Annotated in this window: 15 protein-coding genes, 1 tRNA gene and 1 other RNA gene; 1 reads left to right on the forward strand and 16 read right to left on the reverse strand. The window is 73.1% G+C overall.

All coding sequences use genetic code 11. The features are described from left to right. The 6 genes from alaS to FJ251_08120 form a co-directional block, all read right to left on the reverse strand. Positions 1-1462, reverse strand: a 1462-nt coding sequence (gene alaS / locus FJ251_08095) for an alanine--tRNA ligase (GenBank protein MBM4117693.1), incomplete at its 3' end; no start/stop codon positions are given. After that, on the reverse strand, positions 1459-2007 hold the full coding sequence (locus FJ251_08100; protein MBM4117694.1) for a hypothetical protein: 549 nt from the start codon (positions 2005-2007) through the stop codon (positions 1459-1461). The genes FJ251_08100 and alaS, both read right to left, overlap by 4 nt. Continuing rightward, positions 2007-3185 carry a recombinase RecA gene (gene recA, locus FJ251_08105; GenBank protein MBM4117695.1) on the reverse strand — a complete coding sequence of 393 codons (1179 nt, stop codon included), beginning with the start codon at positions 3183-3185 and terminating at the stop codon, positions 2007-2009. Before recA ends, FJ251_08100 begins: the two co-directional genes overlap by 1 nt. Before the next feature lie 281 nt (positions 3186-3466). Beyond that, positions 3467-4279 (reverse strand): M48 family metallopeptidase, encoded by an 813-nt coding sequence (locus FJ251_08110; protein MBM4117696.1) that lies wholly within the window; start codon positions 4277-4279, stop codon positions 3467-3469. Positions 4280-4290: 11 nt separating this feature from the next. After that, the gene (gene thpR, locus FJ251_08115; GenBank protein MBM4117697.1) at positions 4291-4911 is read right to left on the reverse strand and encodes an RNA 2',3'-cyclic phosphodiesterase; all 621 of its coding nucleotides are present in this window, start codon (positions 4909-4911) and stop codon (positions 4291-4293) included. Beyond that, positions 4908-5657: a CinA family protein gene (locus FJ251_08120; protein MBM4117698.1), complete on the reverse strand. Its 750-nt coding sequence runs from the start codon at positions 5655-5657 to the stop codon at positions 4908-4910. Before FJ251_08120 ends, thpR begins: the two co-directional genes overlap by 4 nt. Positions 5658-5759: 102 nt before the next feature. Here FJ251_08120 and FJ251_08125 point away from each other — a divergent pair, with 102 nt between their 5' ends. Further along, positions 5760-6134 carry a hypothetical protein gene (locus FJ251_08125; protein MBM4117699.1) on the forward strand — a complete coding sequence of 125 codons (375 nt, stop codon included), beginning with the start codon at positions 5760-5762 and terminating at the stop codon, positions 6132-6134. Here FJ251_08125 and FJ251_08130 read toward each other — a convergent pair. From FJ251_08130 to FJ251_08175, 10 genes are all read right to left on the reverse strand, one after another. Next, positions 6131-6586: a phosphatidylglycerophosphatase A gene (locus FJ251_08130; GenBank protein MBM4117700.1), complete on the reverse strand. Its 456-nt coding sequence runs from the start codon at positions 6584-6586 to the stop codon at positions 6131-6133. The two genes, FJ251_08125 and FJ251_08130, sit on opposite strands and share 4 nt — an antisense overlap. After that, a complete protein-coding gene (recR, locus tag FJ251_08135; protein ID MBM4117701.1) occupies positions 6586-7188 on the reverse strand; it encodes a recombination protein RecR in 603 nt (200 codons plus the stop codon). The genes FJ251_08130 and recR overlap by 1 nt, the downstream gene beginning before the upstream one ends. 7 nt (positions 7189-7195) lie before the next feature. Then, on the reverse strand, positions 7196-7501 hold the full coding sequence (locus tag FJ251_08140; protein MBM4117702.1) for a YbaB/EbfC family nucleoid-associated protein: 306 nt from the start codon (positions 7499-7501) through the stop codon (positions 7196-7198). Between the two features lie 34 nt (positions 7502-7535). Continuing rightward, a complete protein-coding gene (gene dnaX, locus FJ251_08145; GenBank protein ID MBM4117703.1) occupies positions 7536-9227 on the reverse strand; it encodes a DNA polymerase III subunit gamma/tau in 1692 nt (563 codons plus the stop codon). Positions 9228-9263: 36 nt separating this feature from the next. Next, positions 9264-9363: signal recognition particle sRNA small type (gene ffs, locus FJ251_08150), an RNA gene on the reverse strand. Between the two features lie 23 nt (positions 9364-9386). Continuing rightward, a tRNA-Ser gene (locus tag FJ251_08155) sits at positions 9387-9475 on the reverse strand. A 97-nt stretch (positions 9476-9572) separates the two neighbouring features. After that, the gene (locus FJ251_08160; protein ID MBM4117704.1) at positions 9573-10034 is read right to left on the reverse strand and encodes a nucleoside deaminase; all 462 of its coding nucleotides are present in this window, start codon (positions 10032-10034) and stop codon (positions 9573-9575) included. Positions 10035-10195: 161 nt separating this feature from the next. Beyond that, entirely contained in the window at positions 10196-10648 is a 453-nt protein-coding gene (locus tag FJ251_08165; GenBank protein ID MBM4117705.1) for a hypothetical protein, read from the reverse strand. A gap of 15 nt (positions 10649-10663) precedes the next feature. Continuing rightward, positions 10664-11215 carry a hypothetical protein gene (locus FJ251_08170; protein MBM4117706.1) on the reverse strand — a complete coding sequence of 184 codons (552 nt, stop codon included), beginning with the start codon at positions 11213-11215 and terminating at the stop codon, positions 10664-10666. Between the two features lie 146 nt (positions 11216-11361). Next, positions 11362-12921, reverse strand: a 1560-nt coding sequence (locus tag FJ251_08175; GenBank protein ID MBM4117707.1) for an insulinase family protein, incomplete at its 5' end; no start/stop codon positions are given.

Genomic DNA, 12921 nt, shown 5'->3' on the forward strand with positions numbered 1-12921 from the left:
GGCCCGCCCCCCCCAGCGGCCGCCACTCCACGGCCCGGGTGCGCTCGCTCAGGCGCTCGTAGCCCGAGAAGCGCGAGGGAGGCGGCGCCGGCAGCAGGGGGAGGTAGCGTCCCTCTTCGGTGCCGGGATCGGGCCCGCTGAAGGCGCTCGCCGCCTGGGATTTCTCGCGGTCGGCGGCCAAGGCCGCGCGATAGCCCGCCTCGTCGACGGCGAGCCCCTCCTCGGCGGCCATCTCGCGGGTCATCTCCCAGGGGATGCCATAGGTGCTGTAGAGGCGGAAGACCTCCTCCCCGGGCAGCGCAGCGCCGCCCGTGGCCTTGAGCTCCTCGACCAGCTCGCGGTAGCGGCCCATGCCCTGCTCGAGGGTGCGCAGGAAGCGCTCCTCCTCGGCCTTCACGGCGAGCGCGCTGCGCTCGGCGCGCTCGCGCAGCTCGGGGTGCGCGCCGCCGAGTTGCTCGGCGACGAGGCCGATCACGCGGTAGAGCAGCGGCTCGTGCACGTCCAGCGTGCGCAGGGCCATCATCGCCCGGCGCAGGAGGCGGCGCAGCACGTAGCCGCGCCCTACGTTCGAAGGGACGAGGCCCTCGCCGAGCGTGAAGGCGAGGGCGCGCGCGTGGTCGGCGACGCGGCGCAGCGCGACGAGCGCCTCGCCCGTCTCCGGCCCGTCGTAGCCGGCGAGTTCGCGCACGCCGTCCATCAGCGGACGGAAGAGGTCGGTCTCGAAGACGTTCGTCTTGCCCTGGAGCATCAGGCTCATGCGCTCCAGGCCGGCGCCCATGTCGATGCCGCGGTTGGGCAGGGGCGGCCGGCTGCCGTCCTCCTGCTGGTCGAACTGCGGGAAGACGGCGTTCCACACCTCGATGTAGCGGTCGTCGCGGCCGGGGCCGCCGCCGATCTCGCCGCCCGCCATCTGCGGGCCGAGATCCCAGTAGATCTCGCTGCTCGGGCCGCAGGCGCCCGTCGTGCCCGCGGGACCCCAGAAGTTGTCCTTGCCGCCCAGGCGCACGATGCGCCCCTGGGGGAAGCCCACCTTGCGCCAGCACTCGGCGGCCTCCGCGTCCTCCTCGAAGACCGAGACCCAGAGGCGCTCGATGTCCACGGCCAGCGTGCGGCCGAAGAACTCCCAGGCGTAGCGAATCGCCTCCGCCTTGAAGTAGTCGCCGAAGCTGAAGTGGCCGAGCATCTCGAAGAAGGTGAGGTGGCGCGGGCTGCGGCCGACGTTCTCGAGGTCGCTGTCCTTGCCCCCGGCGCGCAGGCACTTCTGGATCGAGATCGCGCGGCGGTAGGGCAGCTCGCCCGTCGTCGAGTAGAGAGACTTGAACTGGACCATCCCCGCGGTGGTGAAGAGCAGGCTGGGATCGTCGCGGGGCACGAGGCTCGCGCTGGGCACGAGGACGTGGTCGCGGGCGAGGAAGAACTCCAGGAAGGCCCGGCGCAGTTCGCTGTGGCTCGTCGTCGTCATGCTTCTCCGCCGTCCAGGCTCGCCGCCTGCTCCAGAGGCCAGTCGCCATCCGCTTCCCCGTCGGCGCCCGCGCCCGCCGGCCAGCGGCGCGCGCAGAGGGCGCGGCGCACTCCCGCGCTGAAGCCGCGGCGCGCGAGGAAGTCGTGCAGGCGCCGGCGGCCCTGCGCGGGCGGCAGCGCCGCCAGGGCCGCGCCGCGCCGCGCCAGCAGGCGCTCGGCCAGCGCCAGCTGCACGGCCTCCGGCGCCCTCGCCGCGATCGCCGCCTCGCCGTCCGCGGCCGCGATCCCCCGCCGCGCCAGGCGCTCGCGCAAGCGCAGCGGGCCGAGAGGGTCGTGGCGATCGTGCCAGTCGCAGATGCGTTCGGCCAGCCGGCCGTCGTCGACGAGACCGCGCTCGCGCAGGGTCGCCAGCAGGGCGGCGCCTTCGGCGTCCGCGAGCCCCCAGCGGGCAAGGCGCTCGCGGATCTCGCGCTCGCTGCGATCCCGGGCGGCGAGCCAGTCGAGCGCCCGCGCGAGCGGACTGGCCGCGGCCGGCCCGCCCGGCATCAGGACTTGCCCGCGCCTCGGCCGGCGACGGCGAGTCTCGGCTCGCCCTTCTTGGCCTCGCCGGCCTCGGTCTTCGCCGCGCCCTTTGCCTCGGGCTTGCCGCCCTCGGCGGCCTCCGTCTTGCCATCGCCGCGCGCCTTCTCGCGGCCCGGCGCCGGCTCGGGCGCGGGCGGCAGCATGCCGAAGTGCCGGCGCAGCTTGAGGTCCAGCTCGGCGCGCAGCGGCGGGTTGTCCTTGAGGAACTGGCGCGCGTTGTCCTTGCCCTGGCCCAGGCGCAACTCGCCGTAGCTGAACCAGGTGCCGCTCTTCTGGACGATGTCCGCCTTGATGCCCAGCTCGATCATGTCGCCCTCGTAGCTGAAGCCCTCGCCGAAGTAGAGCTCGGTCTCGGCCACCTTGAAGGGCGGGGCGACCTTGTTCTTGACCACCTTGATCTTGGTCGAACTGCCGATCACGTCCTCGCCCTTCTTGATCGCCTGGGTGCGGCGGATGTCCATGCGCACCGAGCTGTAGAACTTCAGCGCGTTGCCGCCGGTGGTGGTCTCCGGGTTGCCGAACATGACGCCGATCTTCATGCGGATCTGGTTGAGGAAGATCAGGCTCGTGTTGCTCTTGGAGACGATGGCCGTCAGCTTGCGCAGCGCCTGGCTCATCAGGCGGGCCTGCAGGCCCATGTGGGCGTCGCCCATCTCGCCCTCGATCTCGGCGGCGGGCACCAGGGCGGCAACGGAGTCCACCACCACCACGTCCAGCGCGCCCGAGCGCACGAGCACCTCGACGATCTCCAGGGCCTGCTCGCCGGTGTCCGGCTGGCTGACGAGCAGCTTGTCGACGTCGACGCCGATCTTGCGCGCGTAGAGGGGGTCGAGGGCGTGCTCGGCGTCCACGAAGGCCGCCGTGCCGCCGTTGCGCTGGGCGTTGGCGACGACACTGAGGGCGAGCGTGGTCTTGCCCGAGCCCTCCGGGCCGTAGATCTCGGTGACGCGCCCGCGCGGCACGCCCCCGATGCCCAGGGCGTGGTCCAGCAGCAGGCTGCCCGTCGAGATCGTCGCGATCTCGGGCAGCGCGGCGCCGTCGCCCAGGCGCATGATGGCGCCCTTGCCGAACTGCTTCTCGATCTGGCTGAAGGCCAGTTCCAGGGCCTTGTCCTTGCCGGTCTGATCTTCGATGCGCGACATGCTCTTCTCTTCCGTTATGGGGTGCAACTCGCCCCCGACCAGACGGCCCATCTTCCGGCGCGAAGGTAGCACCGGCATCCGGGGTCGTCAAACAGGCTTTCGCCCGGCGGCCGCCGGGCCCGGGGGTCGCTGCAGGAGGAGTGCCGCCGCCCGTGGGCAGCGGCGAGGGCTGGTGCGCCGAGGGATGAGGGTGGCCCGGCGCGGCGGCGCGGCGCGGCGGCGACAACCGCCGTTGCCGGCCGGCCGCGCGGGCGACAGCGGCGGCGTCGGCCGGCGGCGCTTCAGCGCCCGGCCGGCGCCTTGCAGTTCGGCTTGCGCCCGGCGGCGCGGGCTTGCGCCTGGAGCGCCTGGGCGCTGGCCAGGCGCGCCTCGAGATCGCCGATACGCGTCGCGTGCGAAGGGTGGGTGGAGAGGAACTCCGGCGGCTGGCCGCTGCCGGCCGCGTCCATGTTGCGCCACAGCTCCACGGCCGCGCGCGGATCGAAGCCCGCCTGGGCCAGGGCGTCCAGACCCATCAGGTCGGCCTCGCTCTCGTGACCCCGGCTGAAGGGCAGCAGGATGCCCACCTGGGTGCCCAGGCCGAGCAGGCCCATCATCTGCTGGTGCTCCTTGCTCTGGGGATCGCCGACCATGACGTCGATCACGCCGAGGCCGAGCTCCGCGACCATCCCCTGCGAGACCCGCTCGTTGCCGTGACGGGCAATCACGTGCGCGATCTCGTGGCCGATCACCGCCGCGAGCTGATCGGGCGTCTTCGCCACCTTCAGCAGGCCCGTGTGGACGCCGATGCGTCCGCCGGGCAGCGCGAAGGCGTTGGCCGTGTCGTCCTTGAAGACGACGACCTCCCAGTCGGAGACGCCGGTCTGGTCGGCGGTGACGGCGAGCACGGCCTCGGCCACGCAGCGCACGTAGGCGTTGATCGCCGGGTCCTTCTCGACGGGCACTTCGGTCTTCATCTGCTCGAAGGCGGAGAGCCCCATCGCATTCATCTGAGTGTCGGGGACCAGCGTGAGCTGCTTGCGCCCCAGCGGCGAGGTCGAGCAGGCGAGGGCGAGCAGCAGGGCGAGCAGGGCGGGCGCGTGGCGCGGGCGCATCGGGTCTCCTCTCAGTCGGGGGCGGCGGCGCCGCCCGTTGGGCCGGCGGCCTCGCGGCCGCCGAGGGGGAAGCTGGCGCGGATCCGGTAGCGCGGCCCGCGGGGACTCAGTTCGCTCTCCATCAGCAGCGCGGTCTCGGCGCGCCAGGCCGGCGCCGCCGCGGCCGCGAGCGCCGCGCCGGGCAGCGCGAGTCCGGGCGGCAGGGTCTCGCCCTGGCGGCTGCGCGCCAGAGTGAGGTGGGGCCGGAATGGCCGCGTCTCGGGCGCGTAGCCGAGGCGGCGGCTCTCGTCTTCCAGCGCAGCGGCCAGGCGGGCGAGCGGCGCGCCCCCCTCGGCCAGCGCGAGGGCGAGGACGCGGGCGTTCCGCCCGCGTGGCAGCGTGTCGAGGGCGCCCAGGCGCAGGGCGAAGGGCGCGCTCGCCCCCACAGCCGGCCCGAAGGCGGCGACGATCGCGGGCAGACGCGCCGGCTCCGTGTCGCCGAGAAAGCGCAACGTGAGATGGTAGAGCGCCGGCTCCACCCACCTCAGGCGGGGCGCGCGGGCGCGCAGGGGGGCCGCCGCGGCGGCTGCCGCCGCCCGCGCCTCCTCGCTCAGGGGCAGGGCGAGGAAAAGCCGCAAAACGCCTTCGTTCATTCGGGATCGCCATCCGGCTGCAGTGCGCCCCAGAGCAGGTCCAGGGCCTGCTGGACCGCGAAGCGCCGGTTCTCCTCGCGCGTCCAGCCGGCCCGGCGGTGCCGGTGCCGCGTGCCTGCGGGCCCGGCCAGCGCGCAGTGCAGGGTGCCCACCGGCTTGCCCGGGCGCTCGCCGCCAGGCCCGGCGATCCCCGTGATTGCCAGCGCCCAGTCGCTCGCCAGGCGCGCGCGCACGCCCACCGCCATTGCGCGGGCGACGGCCTCGCTCACGGCACCCTCGGCCGCGAGCAGCGCGCTCGGCACTCCGAGCAGCTCGACCTTCACGCGGTCGGCGTAGCTGAGCACGCCGCCGAGGAAGACCGCGCTGGCACCGGGCACCCTCGTCAGCCGCTCGCCGAGCAGACCGCCCGTGCAGCTCTCGGCGACGGCGAGGGTCTGACCCGCCGCGGCGAGGCGGGCGATCAGCACGGCTTCCAGGCTCTCATTCGTCCGTGAAACCAGGTGCGACCCCAGGCGTGCGGCGAGTGCCGCCGGCTCGGGTCCGGCCGCCGCCGGCAAGTGCAGGCGCAGGCCCTCGAGCGATGGATAGAAGCCGATCGCCGCCGCACCCGGCAGATCGGCGAGCAGGCTGCTGAGCTGGTCCTCGCCCAGGCCGGTCAGGCGCCAGCTCTCCCCCGCTGCCGCGGTGGGCGGCGGCAGCAGCGTCTCGAGGATGCCGCGGTACTCGTGGGGGACGCCGGGCAGCAGGGCGAGGAAACCCCGCTCGCTCGGGTGCGCGCGCCAGAAGCCGGGGGCCGTGCCGACGGGGTTGGCGAGCGGCGCCATCCCGATGGGCAATAGCGCCTGCCGGTGCGTGAAGGCCGAGAAGCGACGCTGCAAGTGCTCTTCGCGGGCGCGGATCTGCGCGGCGGCCGCGGCGTGTTCCGCGAGCGCGACCCCGAGCCCGGCGGCCACCTCCTCGCGGCTGCGGTCGTCCGGCGTCGGGCCGAGCCCGCCACTGGCGATGAGCGTGCCGCCTTCGGCGAGCCACTGTCGCACCGCCCCCGCCAGCGCCCCCGCGCGATCGCCGAGCACCGCCAGCGAGTCCGGCGCCCAGCCGAGCGCCGCGAGGCGGCCGGACAGCCAGTGGCTGTTCGTGTCGAGCACCTCGCCGCGAAGCAGCTCGTCCCCCACCGCGAGCAGGCGCAGGGGCCGCGCAAGCTGCGCGGCGAGCTCCAGACCTAGCTCAGCCACGGCGCGATCAACCGCAGGACGAGGAGACTGTAGAGGCCGGCCATGACGTCGTCGGCGACGATGCCCCAGCCCGCGGGCCAGCGCTCGAGCCGCCGGCCCGGCCAGACCTTGAGGATGTCGAAGCCGCGAAAGAGCAGGAAGGCCGCGCCGACCAGGCGCCAGGCGCCGGGCGCGGCGAGCGCCGTGCCCTGCAGGGCGATCAGGAAGCCCACGAGCTCGTCGATGGTGCAGGGCTTGGGGTCGTGGCCGAGCAGGCGCTCCATGCGGGTCGCGACCGGCACCGCGGCCAGCAGCGCCGCCGCCAACAGCAGCGCCAGGGCCAGCGGACCGGGCGCCCAGAGCAGGAGGAGGGCGGCGAGGACCGCGGTCGTGAAGGTGGCCGGTGCGACGGGGAAGAAACCCGTGCCCAGCACACTGCCCGCAAGGAGGACGACCCGGCGCATCAGGAGAGCTCCACGCGCCCCTCGAAGGCGCGCTGTAGCGTGGCCTCGTCCGTGTACTCGAGGCTGACGCCGACCGGCAGGCCGCGGGCGAGACGGGTGAGGCGCAGGGGCAGCCCCCGCAGGCGCTCGACGAGGTAGAGCGCCGTCGTCTCGCCCTCGACACCGCCGGAGAGGGCGAGCACCAGCTCGCGGATCTCCTCCCGCGCGATGCGCTCGACGAGGGCTTCCACGCTGAGGTCCTCCGGGTGCACACCGTCCAGGGGACTGATCACGCCACCCAGCACGTGGTAGCGGCCGCGGTAGACGCCGGCCCGCTCGAGGCTCATCACCTCCACCGGCTGCTCGACGACGCAGAGCACGCCCGCACGCCGCCCCGGATCGGCGCAGATCCGGCAGAGCGGACCCTCGGCGTAGTAGCCACAGCGGCCGCAGAAGCCGACGCGCGCGCGGGTCTCGCTGAGCAGACCGGCCAGCTCCTCGCTGTCCGCGGCCGGCGCGTGCAGCAGGTGCAGGGCGATGCGTTGCGCGCTGCGCTCGCCGATGCCGGGCAGGCGAGTCAAGCGGCCGATCAGGCGATCCAGGAGGGGGCTGCCCGTGTCCATGCTTGGCCTAGAGCCCCGGCAGGCCCAGGCCGCCCGTGAGCCCGCCCAGCTTCTCCTCGCTGGCCCGCCGCGCCTCCGCCTGGGCCGCGCGGAAGGCCGCGGTGATCAGGTCCTCGAGCAGCTCCGCGTCGCCGTCGGTCAGGGCGGCCGGTGCGATCTTGACGGCGAGCAGCTCCTGGGCGCCGCTCAGGGTCACCTGGACGACGCCGCCGGCCTCGCCGGTGAAGGGGGTCTCGGCCAGCTCGCGCTGCAGCTCGGCCATGCGCGTTTGCATCTGCTGCGCCTGCTTCATGAGCTGATTGAGGTTCTTCATGCGCTCACCTCGCCTGCGGCCGCGGGGGCCGCGCTCAGTCCTCGAGCAGCTCGCCGTCGAAGCGCTGGAGGAGGTCCTGGATCAGGGGATCCCCGGCGTGGTCGCTCAGCGCCTGCTCGCGCCGCGCCTCCGCCGCCCGCCCGGCGCTGATGCGCTCGGGGGCCTGGGCCCCGGCGGCCGCCAGCTCGAGGCGGATCTGCCGCGAGCGCCCCGTGAGCTTGCCCAGCGTCTCGCCCATCAGGCGCAGATGCTCCGGGGTATCGAGCATCGCCAGCTGAAAGGGGGTCTGCACGACGACGCTGTAGTGCTTCTCGCCGAGTACGCCCGGGCGCGCCTGCTCGAGGAAGGAGCCGAGGGACTTCATGCTCCGGCTCACCTCCCCGACGAACTCGCCCCAGAGCTGCGCCGGGTCGGCAGCCTCGCTCAGGATCGGCGCTCGCGCCGGCACGGGGCGCGCGCCGGCACGGGGCGCGGGTCGCGCCGCAGCCGCAGGGGCGCCGCCGCGCAGGCCGTCCGGCTCCGGGCCGGCCCCCTCACCCGCCGTCTCGCGCCCGGCGCCACCCGCTGCGCGGCCGCCGCCGGCCTCGCCCTCCGGCCGCCCGACCTTGAGGCGGCTGAGCAGTTCGCTCAGCAGCACGCGGCGCTCGAAGCGGGCGATCTCGACGACGAGGGTGTCGAGCAGGAGCCGCGGTTGGCTGGCGTAACGGATCTGGTCGCCGCGCTCGCCGACGAGGCGCAGCAGGGCGAGCAGGTCCTCGACTTGCCAATGCTGCGCGAGCGCGGTGCAGCGCTGCCGGTCCGCCTCGCCGATCTCACCCGCGAGCAGCGCGGGGTCCACGCGCAGGAGCAGGAGGTCGCGCAGGTGGGCGGCCAGGCCGAGCGCGAACTCGCGGGGACTGAGGCCGCCGGCGAGGGCGGCGTCGAGGGCGCGCAGGGCGGCGCCGGCGTCCTGGGCCTGCCAGGCGGCATCCAGCGCGAAGAAGTGATCGTGGCGAGTGAGTCCGAGCACGGCGGTCACGGCGTCCAGCGCGAGTTGGCCACCCCCCGAGGCGAGGGCCTGATCGAGCAGGGTCAGGCCGTCCCGCAAGCTGCCGTCGGCACGCCGGGCGATGGCCGCGAGCGTCTCCGCCGGCGCGGCGATGCCCTCGCGGGCGCAGATGTCGGCGAGACGGCCGGCGATCTCGGCCTGAGCGAGCAGGCGGAAGCCGAAGCGCTGGCAGCGGGAGTGGATGGTCGGCAGTATCTTCTGCGGCTCGGTGGTGGCCAGCACGAAGATCGTTCCCGGCGGCGGCTCCTCGAGCGTCTTCAGGAGCGCGTTGGCGCCGGCCGCGGTGATCTGGTGCGCCTCATCGAGGATGTAGATCTTGTAGCGGCCACCGATGCTGCCCAGCGCCGCTTCCTCCCGGATGTTGCGGATGTCCTCGACGCCGCCCGTGCTGGCGGCGTCGATCTCGATGACGGCCAGGCTGCTGCCCGCCACGACGGCGCGGCAGGCCGCGCACTCGCCGCAGGGCGTCGGCGTCGGCCCCCGCTCGCAATTGAGCGCCATCGCCAGGATGCGGGCAGTGGTCGTCTTGCCGCAGCCGCGCGGGCCCGAGAAGAGGTAGGCCTGGCCGAGACGGCCCTGGGCGATGGCGCCGGCGAGCACGCTGGTCACCGCGTCCTGGCCGACGACCTCCTCGAAGCGCGTCGGTCGATACTTGAGCGCCAGCACGCGGTAGTCCACGCGGACTCGTCCTCCTGCTCACCGGCGGTGGTCAAAACGGGCCAGGCGGCTCCACGGCACATCCGAGGGCTTTCGTACCGCTGCTATCTTCCGATCCTGACGGGGTTGGAAAATTCGGATTGCGTGGGACCTGGCCCAAGAAACGTGCCGCCACCGACTCGGCGGAGAGGCAGGGATTCGAACCCTGGGAGCCCAAAGGACTCAACGGTTTTCGAGACCGTCCCGTTCAACCGCTCCGGCACCTCTCCCGACGGCGGAGAGTCTGGGATTCGAACCCAGGGTACCTTTCGGTACACACGATTTCCAGTCGTGCCGATTCGACCGCTCTCGCAACTCTCCCCGCACTCAGTCCCGGAGCTTCCGAAAGAAGCTGCGCATCAGCTTGCCGGCCTCGTCGTCGAGGATGCCGCCTTGCACCTCGACCGTGTGGTTCCAGCTCGACACCGCCGGGACGTCGATGATGGAACCGCAGGCGCCGAACTTGGGATCCTTGGCCCCGAAGACCACTCGCTGGATGCGAGCCAGATGGATGGCCCCGATGCACATCGTGCAGGGTTCCAAGCTAACATAGAGGGTGCACTCGTTCAAGCGCCAGCTTTTGAGGGTGCCGGCAGCGGCCGTGATCGCCAGCAGCTCGGCATGAGCCGTCGGATCCTGCAGGGTCTCGACCGAGTTGTGGCCGCGACCGATGACGATGCCCTGGTGCACGACGACGGCGCCGACGGGAACCTCCTCCTTGCCGAAGGCGGCCTGCGCCTCGTCGAGCGCCATCCACATGAAGTAGGTGTCGGTCTCGATGCGATCCATCTTCACTCCCGGCCGACCCCTCAGCCGGCCGGCAACGCGCGGTGGATTAGACCCCAAGCGTTCCGGGCGGGCAAGGCAATTTCCCCCGGGCGAACCGCCGCTGCCGTGCAAGAAAGAGGCCCCGCGCAGGCGGGGCCTTGGCTGCCGAAGGGTTGGGGGATTCAGCGCGCGGCGAGCTGGCGGCCGAAGCTGCGCAGGCTGCGCAGCGGAATCTGCAGGCGCAGGGACTCCTCCGGCGACTCCACGCGCACGAGCAGGTGGCGGCGGTTCTTGCTCACGATCACCCGCTCGTCGGCCGACTCGACGCGCACGAACTCGCCGGCCGGGCACTCGGCGAGGGCCGCACAGAGCGCGCCGACCAGAGGCCGCCAGTCCGTGTCGCCCTGGCATCCGCTTGCCTGTGCCGCGCGGGCGACCGCCACCTGCGGCAGGCAGTAGAGCCCGGCCTGGACCAGCGCCCCCGGCACCGCGATGCGCAGCGGGGGCTCACCAGCGCTCGCGAACTCCAGGCTGAGCGTCCCCGCACTGAGGAGCCAGCCGAGCGTCAGCCCCGCCACGAGGATCATCGCGGCGATGCCGCCGCTCAGGCAGAGCAGAGAGGTCCGGCGTGACATGGTCGCCTCCTCGGGCTAGATGCCCTCCATGCTGGCATCCACCCAGACGCGGACGGTGGAGTCGCCGTCATCGATCGTGACGAGGGCCCCGTCGTGCTGGCCCAGCGCGTCGAGGGCCGCCTTGATGTTGAGCGCTTCGCCCTCTCCGTCGAGCATCGCGCGCACGACGGCGATCGGGATCGACACGCGCACCTGCGTATCCTCGGCGCGCTCGTCGATGTCGACGAGGAGCATCGCCTTCTGCTTGCGCACGCTGATCTGTGCCCCGTCTGCCGCCTCGACGCGTACGAACTCGCCATCCCCCGATTCGACGGCGGCCTGGAGGATGGCCCGGACCAGCTCGCGGTCGAACTCCTGGTCCTCGACGATGAGTCGGCCCCGATGGAAGTTGTCGCTCTCGGCCGTTTCGATCACCGTTGCCACCAGTTCGACGGGCAGGTTCACGGAGACCTTCTCTTCCCCGTCCAGGACGCGGACGTGGAGCCAGTGTTCCGTCTCCGCGCCGGCGAGGGTGGCGCCGCCACTCAGCAGAGCGAGGCTGAGGGCGCCGAGGACGAGTCCGCGCATCGTTCACCTCCGGCTGCGCCGGCCCACGGCGGGCCGACCGCGCCCCTACGGGGCCGCCCGGCGAGGGTTACGCGCTGGTCCAAGGGAACGGCCCCTGCCCGCAGCGCGGGCAGGGGTCGCTGGGTTCCGCTCGTAGCGGCGAGAGCCTAGAGCTCCTCGGCCTTCAGCTCCTGGACGTCGGTCAGGCCGAGCTCGGCGAGCTGCGGCAGCACCGCCGAGCGGTCGCCGACGATCACGATCTGCATCCGATCGGGATCGAGCTGCTCCCGGGCGCTGCGATTGGCCGTCTCGCGGTCGACGGCCTGGACGCGCGCCATGTAGTCGCTCCAGTGGCTGAGGGGCAGCTCGTTGACCAGGAGCTCCGAGAGCTGGCCGGCCATCCCCTCGAGAGTCTCGAAACGGGCCGGATAGCCCTGGACGAGTCGGCCCTGGCACTCGCGGAACTCCTCGTCCCCGATCGGCCGCGGGCCGCGGATGTCCCCGATCTCGCGCAGCAGCTCCTTGAGCGCGGCGCCGGTGAACTGCGTGTGGACCGGCGCGGCGCAGGCGAAGGCGCCGGCGCCCTTGAGGCCGTTCACGAAGCTGTAGCTGCCGTAGGTGTAGCCCTTGTCCTCGCGCAGGTTCATGTTGATGCGGGCGATGAAGCCGCCGCCGAGGGCGGCGTTCATGACCTCGAAGGGCAGGTAGGCGGGGTCCGCGCGGCGCGGCCCGAGCTGGCCGAGCAGGATCATGCTCTGCTGGGCGCCGGGCCGGTCGACGAGGCAGACGCGGGGACCCCCAGCGGGGCGAGGCGCCGGGATGCTCGCCGCCGGCACGGGCGCCGCCTCCCACTTGCGGAAGGCCTTCTCGAGCGCGGCGATCGCGTCCGCCAGCGTGAGGTCCCCCACGACGACCACGGCGGCGTTGTTGGGCCGGTAGTGCGCGGCGTGGAAGGCAACCAGATCCTCGCGGCGCAGCCGCTGGATCGACGCCGCCGTACCCGTGCCGGTCATCGGCTGGGCGTAGGGATGGCCCTCCCCGTAGAGCCGCTTCTGCATGAGCTTCATCGCGATCAGCCGGGGCTGCGCATTCTCCTGCTGGACCTGGCCGAGCAGGCGCTGGCGCTGGCGCTCCAGCTCCTCCGGCGGGAAGCTGGCCCCGAGGACGAGGTCGCTCATCAAGGCCAGACCCGGGCCCAGCTCGCGCCGCAGGACGTTGAGCGAGACGCGTGAGGCGTCGAAGCCGCTCTCCGTGCTCAGGCGGGCGCCGAGCCGGCGCGCCGCCTCGGAGATCGCCAGCGCGTCGCGGCGGGCCGTCCCCTCGTCGAGCAACTCCGCCGTGAGCGCGGCCGTGCCGGGGCGATCCGCGGGATCCGCCGCCCAGCCGCTGCGGATGTTCAGGGTCACCTGCACGAGAGGCAGCTCCCGCTTCTCGACGAGGTAGAGCTCCAGACCGTTCGCCAGTGCGGCGCGCTGGATGGCCGGCGGGCTGAAGCGAATCGCCGGACCGGGCGCCGGCAGCCCAGCCGGCTCCCCGCTCGTCGCGGCCGCCAGCGGCTCGGCGGCCGGCACGACGCTGAGCACGGCCCGCAGGTCGCGCTGCAGGTACTCGACCGCGTAGCGCTGCACGGCGGCCGGGCTCACAGCGAGATGGCGATCGAGGTCCCACTGGAGTCGACCGGGATCGCCGAGGAAGGTGTTGTAGTTGTTCAGCAGATCGGCCTTTTT

It is taken from the genome of bacterium (genome assembly GCA_016873475.1).
GTDB lineage: Bacteria > Krumholzibacteriota > Krumholzibacteriia > JACNKJ01 > JACNKJ01 > VGXI01.

Bases quoted from the DNA above. Each gene is read 5' to 3' on its own strand.
- FJ251_08140 (MBM4117702.1), bottom strand. From the start codon at position 7,501: ATGAAGAACCTCAATCAGCTCATGAAGCAGGCGCAGCAGATGCAAACG.
- recA (MBM4117695.1), bottom strand. From the start codon at position 3,185: ATGTCGCGCATCGAAGATCAGACCGGCAAGGACAAGGCCCTGGAACTG.
- FJ251_08165 (MBM4117705.1), bottom strand. From the start codon at position 10,648: ATGTCACGCCGGACCTCTCTGCTCTGCCTGAGCGGCGGCATCGCCGCG.
- FJ251_08100 (MBM4117694.1), bottom strand. From the start codon at position 2,007: ATGCCGGGCGGGCCGGCCGCGGCCAGTCCGCTCGCGCGGGCGCTCGAC.
- FJ251_08110 (MBM4117696.1), bottom strand. From the start codon at position 4,279: ATGCGCCCGCGCCACGCGCCCGCCCTGCTCGCCCTGCTGCTCGCCCTC.
- FJ251_08130 (MBM4117700.1), bottom strand. From the start codon at position 6,586: ATGCGCCGGGTCGTCCTCCTTGCGGGCAGTGTGCTGGGCACGGGTTTC.
- FJ251_08170 (MBM4117706.1), bottom strand. From the start codon at position 11,215: ATGCGCGGACTCGTCCTCGGCGCCCTCAGCCTCGCTCTGCTGAGTGGC.
- recR (MBM4117701.1), bottom strand. From the start codon at position 7,188: ATGGACACGGGCAGCCCCCTCCTGGATCGCCTGATCGGCCGCTTGACT.
- FJ251_08160 (MBM4117704.1), bottom strand. From the start codon at position 10,034: ATGGATCGCATCGAGACCGACACCTACTTCATGTGGATGGCGCTCGAC.
- thpR (MBM4117697.1), bottom strand. From the start codon at position 4,911: ATGAACGAAGGCGTTTTGCGGCTTTTCCTCGCCCTGCCCCTGAGCGAG.